Here is a 15,954-nt window from a genome sequence, read left to right on the forward strand (position 1 = left end):
GCAGACTCCGTATTTCACCAACGCACTAAATCACTAAATCACTAAATCATACTTATGAAGCCCGACTTCTCCCAAATAGCCTACGACGCGGCTCAGCTGCCGGCGCCACCCACTGAAACTGCTACTTCTACCACTCCTGAGGGGATTCCGCTCAAGAGCTTCTACACGGCGCAGGATGTAACTGGCCTAGGCCACTTGGGCTTTGGGGCGGGGCAGGCACCGTACTTGCGCGGGCCGTACGCCACCATGTACGTGCAGAACCCCTGGACCATCCGGCAGTATGCGGGCTTCAGCACGGCCGAGGAATCCAACGCCTTCTACCGCCGCAACCTGGCGGGCGGACAAAAAGGCCTCTCGGTGGCGTTTGACCTGGCGACGCACCGCGGCTACGACTCCGACCACCCGCGCGTGGTGGGCGACGTGGGCAAGGCCGGCGTGGCTATTGATTCGGTGGAGGACATGAAGATTCTCTTCGACCAGATTCCCTTGGATCAGATGTCGGTGAGCATGACCATGAATGGCGCAGTGCTGCCGGTACTGGCCTTCTATATAGTAGCGGCCGAGGAGCAGGGCGTGAGCCCCGACAAGCTGGCAGGCACCATTCAGAACGACATTCTGAAGGAGTTCATGGTGCGCAACACTTACATCTACCCGCCCCTGCCGAGTATGCGCATCATTGCGGATATCTTCAGCTACACGGCGCAGCACATGCCCAAGTTCAACAGCATCAGCATCTCGGGCTACCACATGCAGGAAGCCGGAGCCACCGCCGATATTGAACTGGCCTACACCCTGGCCGATGGCCTGGAGTACGTGCGCGCCGGCCTCGCGGCGGGCATGACCATTGACCAGTTTGCCCCGCGCCTGTCGTTTTTCTGGGCCATTGGTATGAACCACTTCATGGAAATTGCCAAGATGCGCGCTGGCCGCCTGCTGTGGGCCAAGCTCATCAAGCAGTTTGATCCGCAGAACCCCAAGAGCCTGGCCCTGCGCACGCACTGCCAGACCTCGGGCTACTCGCTCACCGAGCAGGACCCCTTCAACAACGTGGCCCGCACCTGCATTGAGGCCATGGCCGCGGCCCTGGGCGGCACCCAGAGCCTGCACACCAACGCCCTCGACGAGGCCATTGCCTTGCCCACCGACTTCTCGGCCCGCATTGCGCGTAACACCCAGCTCTACCTCCAGCACGAAACCGACATTACCCGCGTAGTTGACCCCTGGGGTGGCTCCTACTACGTGGAAACCCTCACCCACGAGTTGGCCGACAAAGCCTGGGCCCTGATTCAGGAAGTGGAGGAGCTGGGCGGCATGGCCAAAGCCATTGAGACTGGCCTACCGAAGATGCGCATTGAGGAAGCCTCGGCCCGCAAGCAGGCCCGCATCGACTCGGGCAAGGAAATAGTGGTGGGCGTGAACAAGTACCGCCCCAGCGAGGAGCAGAAGATTGACGTGCTCGACATCGACAACGCCGCCGTGCGTGAGTCGCAGATTGCGCGCCTGAACCAGATTAAGGCCGAGCGTGATGGCGCCGCCGTGCAGCAAGCCCTCGATGCCCTCACGGAAGCCGCCCGCTCCGGCAACGAAAACCTGCTGGCCTTGGCTGTGCAGGCGGCCCGTCTGCGTGCTACCCTAGGTGAGATTTCCGATGCCCTGGAGAAAGTATATGGCCGCCACCAGGCCACTATCCGCGCCATTTCGGGCGTGTATTCTGCCGAGATGAACTACGACGAGGAATTCGCGAAGGCCCGCCAGGCCGCCGACGACTTTGCCGCCAAGGAAGGCCGCCGCCCCCGCATGATGGTAGCCAAAATGGGCCAGGATGGCCACGACCGAGGCTCCAAGATTATTGCCACCTCCTTCGCCGACGTGGGCTTCGATGTGGACATTGCGCCCCTGTTCCAAACCCCCGACGAAGTAGCCCGCCAGGCGGCCGAAAACGACGTGCACGTGGTGGGCGTGAGCAGCCTCGCCGCCGGCCACAAAACCCTGATTCCGCAGCTCATTGAGGAGCTCCGGCAGCTCGGCCGCGAAGACATCCTCGTCATTGCCGGCGGCGTCATCCCCGCCCAGGACTACGACTTCCTCTACAACGCTGGTGTGGTCGGCGTGTATGGTCCCGGGACGGTTATTGCCGTGGCGGCGCAGGAGATATTGGAGAAGCTAGGGGAGTAACTTATTAATACGATGACGATATAGAATGGCAAACTATGCGGATGCGCCTATTGGTGTACATCAATCCTCAGCCTTGAAATGGACAAGAATAATTGTGACAAGTCTTGGACTCACAATAGCGCTTCGCGCTTTTTACTTTTCAGATAAAGTCAGTTTTTGGATTGTAATTGCAGTAAGCCTGACCTTTTTATCAATAATACTATTTAATAATGCTTTTACATCGAATATTTCACTGACAACAAACGGAATAACCGTTAATAATATATTTTTTAGCAAAACATACAGCTATAACATGTACAGAAATATCTCTTCTGTTTTTCCTGGTTATTCAAAAATATATTTAGGAACAAACACATACTTTTTTCGCAAGCGAGTTAACACACTTGACTTCGCCACAACCTTTGAGACACTAGAAAATCATGAGCAGATATTAGATTACATCAAGAACCAACACCAAGAATAGCCATAAATAATGAGGGTTTCATTAATAGCTTTTTGTTACTTTCTGCTATTTTCTTGCAAAAACAAAAGAAATATTCCAACATATAGCGGTTATGAGCCTACTGGAAACACGCATTTAAATGTTACAATTGACTCGAAGCCTGCTCAAATAGATGTCATTGATAATTCCATTTATTTAGAGCTATCGACTAAAAGAGATGTATATTTTGTTAAACCATATAATCAAAATGTCAGCTTCCCGGTTCTTCATGATTCTCTAACAAAAATATCTTTCTTCTACAATAATTACAAATTCGTATTAACAGGCAACAATTTAACAGAATTCAAAAAATTCTTTTATTTTCCCAAAAAAGATACAATTGATTTATTTATAACTAAAACATCATCCAAGCAAGGAATTTATGAAAAAGGTAATTACAATACTAAAAACCAATTATTCACAAATATATACCTTAATAAATATACGCCATTATTCATTATCCTTAGTCAGGATACCATAAAATATAAATAGCAATACTTCGCTCCTATAATTACTACTGTACTAATAGAATTTAGAACTAAACCCATGCGCATTGACGAAATAGACCAGGAAGACGCGGATATTGATTGGTTTGCCACGGACAGCAATGGCTATATCCTGCACGTGGCTTCCGGCGGTGGGATACTGCCCGAATCGGTGGCGGCTTCTCAGGAGGCGCTGCTGGAGCTGCATCAGTATTTCCTGACGTGGCCGGCGGGCGGTTCGGCGGAGGCGGTGCAGCTGGAAGTGGGAGCCGATGAAAGCAGCTACCCCGGCGCGGCGCGCTATGCCCAGCGCGGCCTATTCTCCTTCGCCAAGGCGCGCCTCCACGAGCGGGCCGATTCGCGGTATTACGTGGTGGCTAGGCCAGTCCGCCCGCTGACGGTGGCGGAGCTGCCGGAGCACATTGCCGCGCTGCTCCAGAAAACCTGGCTGCCGGGCTCCGTAGCCGACCTGACTAGCCTGAACGTTTCCAGCATCCCGTAGGAGTAGCTAAAAGACCCTCATTCCGAGCTGGTCGAGGAATCTCGCGTGCTGACGTTGTAATGGTAACCAACTGGCCTAGAACAGCCACTAGCACGTCATCCTGAGCAGAGCGAAGGATCTTACCACGATAGAACGACTGGCCTAGCGCCTCGTGCTGACGTGAGAAGATCCTTCGCTCTGCTCAGGATGACGTGCTTTTGTGTTGAGTTACTATTGCAACGTCAGCACGCGAGATTCCTCGACCAGCTCGACATGACATTCTTTTGGCGTGAGAGGATGGGCTAATGGCGCGGCATGACGGGCTAATGGTTAGCAGGTTAGTAGGCTATATACCTGATTTTACTACCTTATAGCGCTTATTCTATTTGGGCCCAGGCATATCCGTGGGCCAGCGTACCCAGGCGCCCGGTGGGCGACTGGTTTGTGTTTCGCTGCTATCCTTCCTTCCGTATGAGCCAAACTCCCCTCCTGCCCTCCCGGCGCGAGTTTATCAAGCAGGGTGCCGCCGCGGCGGCCACGTTCATGATTGTGCCCCGCTTCGTGCTGGGCGGCAAGGGCTACACTGCCCCCAGCGACCAGCTCGTAATTGCGGGCGTGGGAGTAGGCGGCAAGGGCGAAAGCGACCTGGCCTCGTTTGCTAAATCCGGCAAAGCGCGCATCGGCTACCTCTGCGACGTAGACGACCGCCGGGCGGTGAAGTCGAGGCAGGCCTTTCCGCAGGCCAAATACTACAAAGACTGGCGGCAGCTGCTTGATAAGGAGTCCAAGAACTTCGATGCCGTATCAGTCGCCACGCCCGACCACAACCACGCGGCCGTCACGCTGGCGGCCATGCAGCTGGGCAAGCACGTGTACGTGCAAAAGCCCCTCACCCACGACCTCTACGAAGCCCGCGCCCTGACCGAGGCCGCCAAGCGCTACCCCGTAGTCACGCAGATGGGCAACCAGGGCGCCTCCGGCGACGGGGTGCGGCAGCTGCAGGAGTGGTACGATGCCAACCTCATCGGGAAGGTGCACACCGTGTACTGCTGGACCGACCGCCCCGTGTGGCCCCAGGGCATTGCCTGGCCTTCGCCGGCCTCCAGCGTGCCCCCCGAGCTAGACTGGGACCTGTGGCTGGGCACGGCACCCTTCCGCCCCTACGTGGATAAGCTGGTGCCCTTTAACTGGCGCGGCTGGTGGGAGTACGGCACTGGCGCCCTCGGCGACATGGGCTGCCACCTGCTGGAAGCGCCCTTCCGGGTGCTGGGCCTGGAATACGCCAGTTCCGTGCAGGCCAGCGTGGGTAGCGTGTACGTGGATGAGTTTAAGCGCGGCTACTTCCCCGAGAGCTGCCCGCCCTCCAGCCACGTCACGCTCACGTTCCCGGCCACCAAACGCAATAAGCAGGAAGTGACGGTGCACTGGATGGACGGCGGCATTCAGCCGGAGCGGCCCGATGAGCTAGGCCCCAACGAGCTGTTTGGCGACGGGGGCAACGGCATTTTGTTTGTGGGCAAGAAGGGCAAAATGATGGCCAGCACCTATGCCGCCGATCCGCGCCTACTGCCGCTTTCCCGCAACCAGGAGGCGAAAGTGAAGCCTACCCTGGCCCGCGTGCCGGGCGGGGCCGAGGGCCACTACGCCCAGTGGGTAGAAGCCTGCATAGCCGGGCACGGCAACCACACCGTCAGTGCCCCTTTTGAAACGGCAGGCCCGCTCACCGAAGCGCTGCTCATGGCCAATCTGGCCATTCGGGGCTACGACCTGCAGCGCCCCAAAACCACCGGCCCCGGCGTAGACTATCCCGGCCGCGGCATTGAGCTGACCTGGGACCCCAAGCAGCTCCGCGTCACGAACTTCGACGATGTGAACCGCTTCGTCAAGCGCGACTACCGGCCCGGCTGGCAGTAATCAGAGGCCTACGGTGTGGCCTAGCAGAGTATCTGCAAGTCTGAGAAGGTAGAGCTGCAGGCGCCACGTATTCTATAAGCTTCTGCAGTAGCGTACTGCTGATGTGAGAACGATGTCGAGACGCGACACTTCGCGTCTCGACGCGTGCTGATGTTATTTACCTCGCATCGTTCTAGGCTGAGTGGCCAGTGAGAAAAGAACGTCATGCTGAGCGCAGCCGAAGCATCTCGCGTGCTGACGTTGCGAATCGTTGTTCACTAGCCCAGGTTTAAACCCTGGGCTATGGAGCGGTGAACGTGCTAGGCCAGTCGTTCTGGGCCGAGACGCGAAGTGTCGCGTCTCTACATTGTTCTTATATCAGAAGGTTGTGCTCATTTCTGGATGGTTATCCACTCGCCGTCAGCAGGCACGTGTACCCGCGATGATAGGCCCTCTCGTTCGGCTACTTCTTGGGTAGTGGTTCGGTTTTCGGTGCCGTGGGGCACGGTTTCCAGGTGCACGGTATATACCTGGGCTTGTGGGGCGTGCTGGGCCACTTGCACTACTTCGGCGGCCGTCATCACGATGGGGTCACCCTGCACGAAGCGGGCAGCACCGGCGTTGAGCACTACGGCATCGGGCTGGTATTGGTCGAGGGCCTGGGTTACATCGTCGCACCAGATAGTGTCGCCGGCAATGTAGAGGCGCTGCTGCTCGGCCTCCACCAAGAAGCCGGAAACCGTGCCCATTAGCTGACCGATTTCGCCGGTGCCGTGCTGGCCCGTGGTGCGGAAGAGGCGGATACCCTCCCACTCGAGCTGCGTTTTAACGGGGCGCACCTGGGTGAAGCCCTGGCCTAGCAGGGTTTCCACGTCGGCGGGCTGGCAGAAGATGGGTAACTCCTTGGGCAGGAGTTCCTGGGCCACGGCGTCCCAGTGGTCGGGGTGGGTGTGGGTGAGCAGCACGGCGTCGAGGGAGGCCACGAGCGGGGGCAGCTCCTCGGCCGGGAAAGGCAACTCCACCAGCGGATAGCGCAGCTCGTTGCCAGCCACCGGAATGGGGTTGTACTGGGCACGGGCGCCCAACATCGGGTCGACGAGCAGGGTTTTGCCAGCCACCTTCAGCAGCAGCGTGGCGTTACGAATCAGTTGAACTTGCATAGGAGAAGCGGGTTACATACTACCTTGGTTAGGCGCGGCACCCTAGCGGCAGCGGCTACCTAACGAGGCAAAAGTATCTTTGCCTCTACCGCCACGCCAAGAAGGTTACCCATTGGTTACCTAGTTACCTTTTCGTTTCCCATGTATGCGCCACACCTATCACGAGGTTGAATTCTGCGCCACCAAAGTGGCCCTAGGCCTGCTCTCGGGCAAATGGAAGCCGATTATCTTTTTCCATCTGGCATCCGGCGCGCTGCGTTTCACGGAGCTGTGGCGGGCCATACCGCGGGTTTCGAAGAAAGTACTCTTGGAACAATTGCGCCAATTGGAAGACGCCAGCATTGTGGAGCGCACCGTGCACAACGGCTTCCCACCCGAGGTGACCTACCAGCTGACCCCTAAAGGTGCCGAGCTAGCGCCCATTTTGCAGCGCCTAGACCAGTGGGCGTTAACCCATATCAAGGGAACGGTACAGATTTCATGAAAGCAGGATCAGCAGCAGCTATTGGCTGGCAGTAATTTCGGGAAGCGAACCGCCTACAGAAACTCCTGCGCCAACCAGGCCTACTCGCCACCTACCCTACTTTGGTCAGATCATACTCTAGGCCATATCTCAACCGCACCGTACCCTCATGCCGCTCGTCTCGCCGGTTACAACCATCCTCTTCGATTTAGACGATACCCTTTTCGACCACGCCAATACCGCCCGCGCAGCACTGGCGACTAGCACCGCCGGGCTCCCAGAGTTTGCGGGCACCGATTTGGAGGTCTTATACCAACAGTACAGCGAGATATTGGAGGAGATGCACCCGCGGGTATTGGCCGGTGAATACACCTACGAAGAGGCCCGCCGCCTGCGGTTTCAGCGGCTGCTGGCGCCCTACGGAGTGGCCAGCACCGATATGGCTCTGGCCGACTTTACGCAGCGCCACTACGGCCATTATCAGCGCCTGCGCCACCCCCTTGCGGGGGCGCTACCCTTGCTGGAAGCCCTCAAGCCCCACTATAAGATTGGCATAGTAACCAATAACCGCCTGGCTGAGCAGCAGGAGAAGCTCCAATACCTAGGCATGACGCCGCTGGTAGATGCCCTCATCACCTCCGAGGAAATTGGGGTACCCAAGCCCAACCCACGCATTTTTCAGGTAGCCCTAGAGCGCCTGCACAGCCGCGCCGCCGAAACTGTAATGGTAGGCGACAACTGGCAGGCCGATGTGGTGGGGGCACTGGCAGTAGGCATCCGCCCGGTTTGGCTCAACCGCACCGCCAGCCTTCGCCCCTTAGCGCACGTGGAGGAAATAACCAGCCTTGAGCCGCTGGCCGAGGTGCTGTTGAAGATTACCGGTGAGCCGTTGCTGGTTGAAAAGCTATCTTAGAATGTTAGGCTACGGGCTAAAGCTAGTTCCTCTCCTCAGACGAGGAGGGGCTAGGGGTGGTTGAACGGCCTAGAACGACTACCCTATAGTGTCATGCTGAGCTTGCCGAAGCATCTCTACTGCTGACTAACTGGCCTAGAACAGCAACGAAGCGCTAGAGATGCTTCGGCAGGCTCAGCATGACAGTTTCTTTAGCCATGTCAGCACACGAGATTCCTCGGCTGCGCTCGGAATGCCACATGAGAGGGTTGTTCTTGCATCAGTCAACCACTCCTAACCCCTCCTCAGTTGAGGAAGGAAACTAGCTCCAACTTGTCCTTCTGCACAACCCTACTGGCCTAGAGGTGCATGCCTCCTGATACTTCTAGGCGCTGGCCGGTTATCCAGCCGGCGACATCGGTGCAGAGGAAGGCAATTACCCCTCCAACGTCGCTGGCTAGGCCAGCCCGACCAAGGGCAGTTTGTTCGGCGATGTGGGCGTTTACTTGGGGGTTATCGCGCACGATGCCGCCGCTGAAGTCGGTGGCAATGGCGCCGGGGGCTACCACGTTTACGGTAATGCGGCGTGGCCCTAGCTCATGGGCCTGATGCTTGGTCAGGACTTCGATGGCACCTTTCATGCTGGCGTAGGCCGCCCGGTTGGGGAAAACGCTTCGCGTGAGCCCAGTGGAGATATTCACAATGCGTCCGCCGTCGTGGAGCAGTGGCAAAGCCTTCTGAGTCAGGAAGTACACGCCTTTGAAGTGCACATTCAGCATGTGGTCGAACTGCGCTTCCGTTGTCTCGGCGAAGGACGCCCCTAGGCCTGAACCGGCATTATTGATCAGAAAGTCAAAGCGCTCAGCGCCAAACGTGGTTGCCAGGGTATCGGTTACCCGGGCGTAAAAGGCATCAAAGGCGGCTACGTTGGCCGTGTCGAGTTGGAGTGCGGCCGCCTGCTGGCCTAGGGCTTGAATTTCGGCAACGGTTGCCAGCGCCTCGGCCTCTTTACTCTGGTAAGTGAGCAGGACATTGGTGCCTTGCTTAGCCAGGCTCAGGGCCGTGTCTTTGCCGATGCCGCGGCTGCCCCCCGTGATGAGGGCTATTTTGGAAGTGGTCATGGAATAATGTGGTTTACCTAGGCGGCAAAGGTCCGCTCCATGACCGGGCAGGCAGTTGGGCGCAACAATCCGGTTGTTGCTCCATTCAATCCAGTTGGTTACTGCCGAAACGCCGCCGGCGACACTGACGTGTGCCGCTTAAAGAAGTGGGAGAAATCGGCTACCTCGGCAAACCCCAGGCTGTCGGACACTTGAGACACCGTCCAGGTGGGCTGTTGCAGGAGGCGCTTGGCCTCCTCCACGTAGCGTTGCGCAATCAGGGCAGTGGTGGTGTGGCCCGTTTGCTGCTTCAGCGCCTTGTTGAGGTGATTAACGTGCACGGCCAGCCGGTCGGCAAAGTCTTTGGCGGAACGCAGCGGCACCTGTTGGGGCGAGCTAGTAAGGGGAAACTGCCGCTCAAGCAGCTCCGTGAACAGTGAGGTGATGCGGGCCGCAGCCGTGGGAACCGACTGCTGGGCTGGGAGCGGCTGCAGCTTTTGCCCGGCATGCAGCAGCTCCAGCACGTAGGTACGCAGCAAATCGTACTTGAAGGCGTAAGGCGAAGCCAATTCGCGCTCCATTCTCTCGAAGATAGTATTGAGCTCTGCCCAGTCGATATCCGACACCTGAAAGGCCGGAAACCCATCCGCCTGGAACAATGGCAGCTCTTCCAGCACAATTCCGCTCTTAGCCGGCAGCAGAAACTCACTGGTGAACACGCAGAAGCGCCCCGTCTGAGCCGGATCTTGCGGAACCCAGTAGTAGGGCACTTTGGGCGTGGCAAAAAGCAGAGCGTTCTGGTCGAGCTCAATGACTTTGTTGGCGTACTCCGCGCGGCTGCGGCCCCTAATCAGGCTGATCTTGTAGTAGGCGCGCCGGTCGTAGGGCATCACCGGCATTTCGGGGTAGTTGCGAAACTGCTCGGCAATGTTGAATACGTTGAAGTGCCCAACGGCCCGCTCCGCATCAGGCGGGAGCAAGGTTTGCGGCTCAGTACCTACGGCAGTTGCCAGCCGCTGGTAAAATTGATCGAGCGAAGTAGCTTTCATGCAGGTAAAAATACTGGAGAATTCGCTGCTCCTAGGCCAGGGCAAGTGGCCTAGGAGCAGTTTCTAGGCTGATGTAAACGTTGAGTAGCCGAGCAGGCGGCGCTGGCCACTCGCTCAGGCTCTCTTCTTACTCAGCTATAGTAGTAATCTGGTCATGTTACCAACTATGCCAGCTGAATGGTGGTATCCACGCCAATGGCATTTACGAAATACTGATCGTGAGAAATTAACAGCACGGAGCCGCCGAAGTCTTTCACGGTGGCGGTAAGCACTTCCTGGCTGTATACATCGAGGTTGTTAGTGGGCTCGTCGAGGATGAGCACATCGGGGGCGTTGTTGCTCACGATGAGGCAGCAGAGCAGCAGCTTTAGTTTCTCGCCGCCGCTGAGTCCAGCGCATTTTCGGTCCCAGGCTTGGCGAGGAAACTGCTGGTAATGGAGCACTGTTTTCAACTCATGCTCTAGCAGGCCGCGCGAGTTAAAGCGTTGCACCTGCTCAAACACCGTCAACTCATTGTTCAGCAAGGAGTAGTCCTGGTCGATGTAGAAGTACTCGAAATCCGCCACGTAAATTTTTCCACTGGTGGGCGACAAGCTGCCCGTCATGAGTTTCAGCAGGGTACTCTTGCCGGCTCCGTTGCTACCGGCAATGCGCACCCTGTCGCCCGAGCGCACCTGGAACGTTAGTGGGGCTTGCCAGAGCGGCTCTTTGGCGTAGGTAAAGTTGAGGGCCTGGGCTTCTACTAACGTTTTACCCCGGTGCAGGTCTGGCTTGGCTAGGTCTATCTTCAGGAGTTGCTGTGCCTGCAACTGCGCCCTTATCTGCTGCAGGTCTTGGGTAATGCCGTTGATTTTGTCGGCGTGAGCTTCTTTGAGCTGGGCGGAGCTTTGCTGGGCTTTGCTCTTGAGGCTACCGGCCACAATGCGGGGCAGGGCCTTTTTCTGACCCTGGGCTTTCCCGCGGGCTTCCTGCTTGTGGCGCTGCTCAGCTACGTCGCGGGCTTTTTGCTGGGCTTGGTGCAGGGTCTTTTCCTTATCGTCTACTTGGGCATGGAGGGCCGCTAGCTTGGCGTCTTTTTGCGCCCGGTAAAACGTGTAATTCCCACCGTATACCTCCACCGCGGTGGGCGTCAGCTCAAGCGTGAGATTCACCAGATTCAACAGGGCGCGGTCGTGGCTGACTACCAGTATGGTGGCCTTGCTGCGCTCCATAAACTCGTAGAGCAGGTGGCGGCTTTCACCGTCGAGGTGGTTGGAGGGCTCATCCAGCAGGATAATGCCGGGGTCATGAATCAGCGCCCCAGCCAGAAACACCTTGGTTTTCTCGCCTCCGCTTAGCGCACGCAGGGGCTGCCATAGGCCTAGGTGCTGCAGGTGCCAACAAGAGAGGGCCGACCAAACGCGCTCTTCCAGGTCCCAGGCGTCGTTCAGGAGGCTGAAGTTTTCGGTGGTTGCCTCACCGGCTAAAATAGCCTGCAACGCCTGTAGCTGCCCGGCCACGCCCAGCGCCTCGGCCACGGTACAGGCATCGTACTGGCCCAAGTGCTGCGGCACGTAGTATGGCGTCTCGGCAAGCCCCACCTCGCCAGACGAAGGCAGCACCCGGCCGGCAATCAGCTGCAGGAAAGTAGATTTTCCGACGCCATTATTCCCTAGCAGGGAGGCCTTACCGCCTTTCAGGAGGGAAAACTGGAGGTTCTGAAAAAGAACTTCTTTATCGGGGTGAGTATAAGTCAGTGCTCTTGCTACGATACTCATAGTGCAAACGATAGAAGGTGGATAACGCCAAGCGCAGCTACCCGCAGGCAGCCGCTTGCATTACAAATGGGAGGTGCTAGGTGGCGCGACAGGAGCCACAAGGAATAGGCCTAGGCAACCTGTTCTCTCTGCCGGAGTGCCAACCGCGTACTCAGCAAGCCGCAATGGCAAAAGAGCTTGGGGCATTGCGCCCAGATACCGGCGGCCTCAGGAATACAGAAGCCCGCCGAAACGCCGTAGCAACACAGCAGCGGCACGTGCAGCGCGGAAATGCCACTAGCCGCTTCACGGGAAGCTGGCCGCGTGAGGCGCAGGAAGAACTGAGGAACAGGCCTAGGCCAGGGAATGGATTACATGCAAACTGAGGTTGGCGGCCAAGCTAGAATAGCGCGGCGGATAACTGGACCTTTCAAGTACTGACCATCCATTCTGGTGAACTTCAGAATGCGGCCGGTACGCCATTATCTTTTCTACTCAGTGATTTCCATTGGAGTACAGGTGGGTATATCCGAGGCAAATATAGGGTTTCCTGAAATTTATCCTCCCGGTGGGCAGTAGCGCTACTGTGTTATGCGCCATAACTCCTCTTTCCGGCATGGCTTCAGCCAACGAGTTTCTGCTACCTTGCTCGCATGCCCACTACCACCCAACTTCAGCTCCTAGGCCACTCCTCATTCCGCATTACCACCCCCGAAGGGCACGTGATTCTGCTAGATCCGTGGCTGTCTGATAATCCTTTCGTACCAGATGAATTGCGCGAGCCTGAGCAGGTTGACCTTGTGCTCATCACCCACGGCCACGACGACCACTTTGATGCGGAAATGCTCACCCTCTTGGCGCGCACCGGAGCCAAAGTGGTAGCGCCCGCCCGCGTGCGGTTTTACCTGCAGGAGCATGGCGTATTGCCGGAGCAGTGCGAGGCCATAAACGTGGGCGGCAGCATTGATGTGCTAGGCCTGCGCCTCACCATGACCGTAGCCCACCACGCAGCCCACATCGATTTGCCCGGCGGCCGCACAGGCTATGCACATGAAGCCGTTGGCTACGTGCTGCGCTTCTCCGATAACACGGTCCTCTACGCCGCCGGCGACACGGGCCTGTTCGGGGATATGCGCCTGCTAGCCGACCTGTACCACCCGACCGTAGCCATTCTGCCCATTGGTGACCGGTACACGATGGGGCCGCGGGAAGCAGCTTACGCGGCGGGGCTGCTAGGGGTGCGCCACGTGGTGCCGTTTCACTATGGTACGTTTGCCTCGTTGGTAGGCACGCCGGAGCAGTTGCGCACCTACCTCTCCCCGACCGCGGGCGTAACGGTGCACACCTTGCAACCCGGCGACACACTGGCACTGACGGCCCTTCGCTAAAAACGGCGGTTGCCGGGCCGGGCCCGTATAGGATAGCTCCACCTACCGAACCCTTCCTCCATGAAGAACGACACCGATACTTTCTCCACCGGCCCCGCGGGCGTGGTTGCCCACATTGAGCACAACGGCCAGCACCTTACCGTGGTGAAGCTGCAGGAGGCCTACGTGCAACACCCCGATGCTTTACAGCAGCAGCTTACCTCCCTGCTAGGCATGGCCCCCGATGCCCTGCTGCTGGTGCTGCCCAGCGAAGGAAAGCCACTGCTAGGCCAGGGCCCCGCCGAACAGCTCTACAACGACTTCCTCTCCAAAAACACCGCCGCGGTGGTAGAGCAGCCATGGCAGCCTCTGGGCTAAGTCACCGCCCTGTTGCAGTAGCTAATTCTCTCCGGCCCGCTCAGTGAGCGGGCCGGTTCTTTTACTAACCATCTATCAACCCCAACCCGGCCGGACTTGGAGGTCCGGCCGGGTTGGGGTTGATAGATGGTTAGTTGTTAGGGGCTACTCTGCCGGGTCTTTTTCGTAGGGCAGGTTAGAGGATTGCGTCTGTGAGTACGGGATGTTCTGGGGGATGTAGTCATGCTCGGCCCCGGGCTTGCTGTAATCGTACGGCCAGCGGTGAACGGAAGGAATAGCGCCAGGCCAGTTGCCGTGGCCGGGCACGACGGGCGCAGTCCATTCCAGCGTGTTAGAATTCCAAGGGTTCTGGGTGGTTCGCCGGCCGCGAAAGATGCCGTAGATGAAGTTGAACAGGAATATGAACTGGCCTAGCCACACCAAAATGGCAGCCAGAGAGATAAACTTATTTAGGTCGGCAAATTGGCTGAAGGTGTTGAAGCCCGTCCAGGCGTAATAGCGGCGCGGGAAGCCGGCAATGCCGATGTAGTGCATGGGCATGAATACGCAGTAGGCCCCCACAATAGTAGACCAGAAGTGGACGTAGCCGAGCTTTTCATCCATGTGGCGGCCAAACATCTTCGGGAACCAGTGATACACGCCAGCAAATAGGCCAAATATGGCCGAGCTGGCCATTACCAGGTGGAAGTGAGCTACCACAAAGTAGGTGTTGTGCATCTGGATATCGAGGGCCGAGTTACCCAGCACAATTCCCGTAAGGCCGCCAGAAATAAATAACGACACAAAGCCAATAGCGAACAGCATGGCCGTAGTAAAGCGAATATTACCGCGCCACAGGGTGGCCAGCCAGTTGAACGTCTTGACCGCCGAAGGCACCGCAATAATCAGCGTCAGAAACATGAAGACTGAGCCGAGGAATGGGTTCATGCCCGTCACGAACATATGGTGGCCCCACACAACGAACGAGAGCAAGGTGATGCCGAGCAGGGAGCCAATCATGGCACGGTAGCCGAAAATGGGCTTGCGGGCATTCGTGGCCATCACCTCCGACACAATGCCCATGGCCGGCATAATTACAATGTACACCTCGGGGTGGCCTAGGAACCAGAACAGGTGCTGAAACAGAATGGGTGAGCCCCCGGTATGAGGCAGCGCCTGCCCGGCGATGTAGATATCAGACAGAAAGAAGGACGTGCCAAATGAGCGGTCGAAGATCAGCAGCAGAGCCGCCGAGAACAGTACCGGAAAGGCCAGCAGGCCGAGAATGGCCGTCAGGAAAAAGGCCCAGATAGTCAGCGGCAGTTTGCTCATGCTCATGCCCTGGGTGCGTAGGTTGATGACCGTGGTGATGTAGTTCACGCCTCCCAATAGCTGCGACACAATGAACAAAGCCATCGAAACCAACCACAGTGTCATACCGGCCCCCGACCCCGGAATGGCCTGGGGCAACGCACTCAGTGGCGGATAAATTGTCCAACCAGCTGCCGCAGGTCCTGTCTCAATGAACAGGGACACAAACATGATAACGCTGGAAATAAAGAAGAACCAATACGAGAGCATGTTCATGAAGCCTGAGGCCATGTCGCGGGCCCCAATCTGCAGCGGAATCAGGAAGTTGGAGAACGTGCCCGACAGGCCCGCCGTGAGCACGAAGAACACCATAATGGTGCCGTGCATGGTCACCAGCGCCAGGTAGAACTCGGGGTTGAGCTTACCGGCTTCAATCCACTTGCCGAGTACTGGTTGCAGCCATTCAAACGTGGATTCTGGCCAGCCCAGCTGCAGGCGCATGATGCTGGAAAGGGCTCCTCCAATGAAGGCCCAGGCAATACCAGTAATCAGGAACTGCTTGGCAATGGTCTTATGGTCGGTGCTGAAAATGTACCGTTGAAAGAAGTTCTGCTCCTCGTGGTGCTCGTCGTGGTGCACGTGCTCGTCGTGCTCAATGCCGGGCTCGGTTGTGCGCGCCCCACCTTCAATCTCCGTTTGCCGTTGGGCAGTGCTGCCCTGGGTGGCGGTTCCTACTGGTCCTTGGCGGTTGAGGTTTCCTTCCGAATTGATGAGTGGGGTTGAATCCATAGTACAAGGCGAGTTGGGTATGAACAGGTCCGGAGCCGAGCCGGGGCCTCTAAGGCCCGCCACTCAGGATAAAAGTCTGGAAACCTCCCCCTGGATTTATCCGCACAAACGACTATTTATCTGAGTTTTACTACGTAAATCAGATACGTATTTGCCTAGCACACCCGGCTAAACCACCTGCTCTGCAGCTTATAGGCTGGCCATAGCCATACCAG

General features: G+C 57.4%; 13 protein-coding genes. 8 read left to right on the forward strand and 5 right to left on the reverse strand.

Annotated elements, in window-relative coordinates; genetic code table 11:
- Positions 1 to 54: 54 nt before the first annotated feature.
- The 4 genes from scpA (at position 55) to EU557_RS18490 (ending at position 5,536) form a co-directional block, all read left to right on the forward strand.
- Positions 55 to 2,175, forward strand: a complete 2,121-nt coding sequence (gene scpA, locus EU557_RS18475; protein WP_135531947.1) for a methylmalonyl-CoA mutase — start codon at positions 55 to 57, stop codon at positions 2,173 to 2,175.
- A 25-nt stretch (positions 2,176 to 2,200) separates the two neighbouring features.
- Entirely contained in the window at positions 2,201 to 2,638 is a 438-nt protein-coding gene (locus EU557_RS18480; protein WP_135531948.1) for a hypothetical protein, read from the forward strand.
- Between the two features lie 564 nt (positions 2,639 to 3,202).
- Positions 3,203 to 3,643 carry a hypothetical protein gene (locus EU557_RS18485; protein ID WP_135531949.1) on the forward strand — a complete coding sequence of 147 codons (441 nt, stop codon included), beginning with the start codon at positions 3,203 to 3,205 and terminating at the stop codon, positions 3,641 to 3,643.
- Positions 3,644 to 4,093: 450 nt separating this feature from the next.
- Positions 4,094 to 5,536: a Gfo/Idh/MocA family protein gene (locus tag EU557_RS18490; protein ID WP_135531950.1), complete on the forward strand. Its 1,443-nt coding sequence runs from the start codon at positions 4,094 to 4,096 to the stop codon at positions 5,534 to 5,536.
- Between the two features lie 371 nt (positions 5,537 to 5,907).
- Here the strand turns inward: EU557_RS18490 and EU557_RS18495 are convergent, their stop codons facing one another.
- The gene (locus EU557_RS18495; RefSeq protein WP_135531951.1) at positions 5,908 to 6,675 is read right to left on the reverse strand and encodes an MBL fold metallo-hydrolase; all 768 of its coding nucleotides are present in this window, start codon (positions 6,673 to 6,675) and stop codon (positions 5,908 to 5,910) included.
- Between the two features lie 145 nt (positions 6,676 to 6,820).
- On the opposite strand from EU557_RS18495, the gene EU557_RS18500 reads away from it, so the two are divergent.
- Both EU557_RS18500 and EU557_RS18505 read left to right on the forward strand, forming a co-directional pair.
- Entirely contained in the window at positions 6,821 to 7,159 is a 339-nt protein-coding gene (locus EU557_RS18500; protein WP_135531952.1) for a winged helix-turn-helix transcriptional regulator, read from the forward strand.
- A 148-nt stretch (positions 7,160 to 7,307) separates the two neighbouring features.
- Entirely contained in the window at positions 7,308 to 8,051 is a 744-nt protein-coding gene (locus EU557_RS18505; protein ID WP_135531953.1) for an HAD family hydrolase, read from the forward strand.
- Between the two features lie 338 nt (positions 8,052 to 8,389).
- Here the strand turns inward: EU557_RS18505 and EU557_RS18510 are convergent, their stop codons facing one another.
- From EU557_RS18510 to EU557_RS18520, 3 genes are all read right to left on the reverse strand, one after another.
- On the reverse strand, positions 8,390 to 9,151 hold the full coding sequence (locus tag EU557_RS18510; protein WP_135531954.1) for an SDR family NAD(P)-dependent oxidoreductase: 762 nt from the start codon (positions 9,149 to 9,151) through the stop codon (positions 8,390 to 8,392).
- A 98-nt stretch (positions 9,152 to 9,249) separates the two neighbouring features.
- Positions 9,250 to 10,179 carry a helix-turn-helix domain-containing protein gene (locus EU557_RS18515; RefSeq protein ID WP_135531955.1) on the reverse strand — a complete coding sequence of 310 codons (930 nt, stop codon included), beginning with the start codon at positions 10,177 to 10,179 and terminating at the stop codon, positions 9,250 to 9,252.
- Positions 10,180 to 10,343: 164 nt separating this feature from the next.
- Positions 10,344 to 11,936: an ATP-binding cassette domain-containing protein gene (locus EU557_RS18520; protein WP_135531956.1), complete on the reverse strand. Its 1,593-nt coding sequence runs from the start codon at positions 11,934 to 11,936 to the stop codon at positions 10,344 to 10,346.
- A 632-nt stretch (positions 11,937 to 12,568) separates the two neighbouring features.
- On the opposite strand from EU557_RS18520, the gene EU557_RS18525 reads away from it, so the two are divergent.
- Together EU557_RS18525 and EU557_RS18530 are read left to right on the forward strand one after the other, a co-directional pair.
- A complete protein-coding gene (locus EU557_RS18525; RefSeq protein WP_135531957.1) occupies positions 12,569 to 13,303 on the forward strand; it encodes a metal-dependent hydrolase in 735 nt (244 codons plus the stop codon).
- A 60-nt stretch (positions 13,304 to 13,363) separates the two neighbouring features.
- Entirely contained in the window at positions 13,364 to 13,660 is a 297-nt protein-coding gene (locus tag EU557_RS18530) for a hypothetical protein (RefSeq protein WP_135531958.1), read from the forward strand.
- A 144-nt stretch (positions 13,661 to 13,804) separates the two neighbouring features.
- On the opposite strand, the gene EU557_RS18535 is transcribed toward EU557_RS18530, so the two are convergent.
- Positions 13,805 to 15,739: a cytochrome c oxidase subunit I gene (locus EU557_RS18535; RefSeq protein ID WP_135531959.1), complete on the reverse strand. Its 1,935-nt coding sequence runs from the start codon at positions 15,737 to 15,739 to the stop codon at positions 13,805 to 13,807.
- Positions 15,740 to 15,954: the final 215 nt, after the last annotated feature.

This window comes from Hymenobacter wooponensis (assembly GCF_004745865.1).
GTDB classification, from domain to species: domain Bacteria; phylum Bacteroidota; class Bacteroidia; order Cytophagales; family Hymenobacteraceae; genus Hymenobacter; species Hymenobacter wooponensis.

Coding starts and splice junctions, on each gene's coding strand:
- EU557_RS18525 (WP_135531957.1), top strand. CDS start 12,569: ATGCCCACTACCACCCAACTTCAGCTCCTAGGCCACTCCTCATTCCGC.
- EU557_RS18505 (WP_135531953.1), top strand. CDS start 7,308: ATGCCGCTCGTCTCGCCGGTTACAACCATCCTCTTCGATTTAGACGAT.
- EU557_RS18535 (WP_135531959.1), bottom strand. CDS start 15,739: ATGGATTCAACCCCACTCATCAATTCGGAAGGAAACCTCAACCGCCAA.
- EU557_RS18510 (WP_135531954.1), bottom strand. CDS start 9,151: ATGACCACTTCCAAAATAGCCCTCATCACGGGGGGCAGCCGCGGCATC.
- EU557_RS18500 (WP_135531952.1), top strand. CDS start 6,821: ATGCGCCACACCTATCACGAGGTTGAATTCTGCGCCACCAAAGTGGCC.
- EU557_RS18495 (WP_135531951.1), bottom strand. CDS start 6,675: ATGCAAGTTCAACTGATTCGTAACGCCACGCTGCTGCTGAAGGTGGCT.
- EU557_RS18530 (WP_135531958.1), top strand. CDS start 13,364: ATGAAGAACGACACCGATACTTTCTCCACCGGCCCCGCGGGCGTGGTT.
- EU557_RS18480 (WP_135531948.1), top strand. CDS start 2,201: ATGGCAAACTATGCGGATGCGCCTATTGGTGTACATCAATCCTCAGCC.
- EU557_RS18485 (WP_135531949.1), top strand. CDS start 3,203: ATGCGCATTGACGAAATAGACCAGGAAGACGCGGATATTGATTGGTTT.
- EU557_RS18520 (WP_135531956.1), bottom strand. CDS start 11,936: ATGAGTATCGTAGCAAGAGCACTGACTTATACTCACCCCGATAAAGAA.
- EU557_RS18490 (WP_135531950.1), top strand. CDS start 4,094: ATGAGCCAAACTCCCCTCCTGCCCTCCCGGCGCGAGTTTATCAAGCAG.
- EU557_RS18515 (WP_135531955.1), bottom strand. CDS start 10,179: ATGAAAGCTACTTCGCTCGATCAATTTTACCAGCGGCTGGCAACTGCC.
- scpA (WP_135531947.1), top strand. CDS start 55: ATGAAGCCCGACTTCTCCCAAATAGCCTACGACGCGGCTCAGCTGCCG.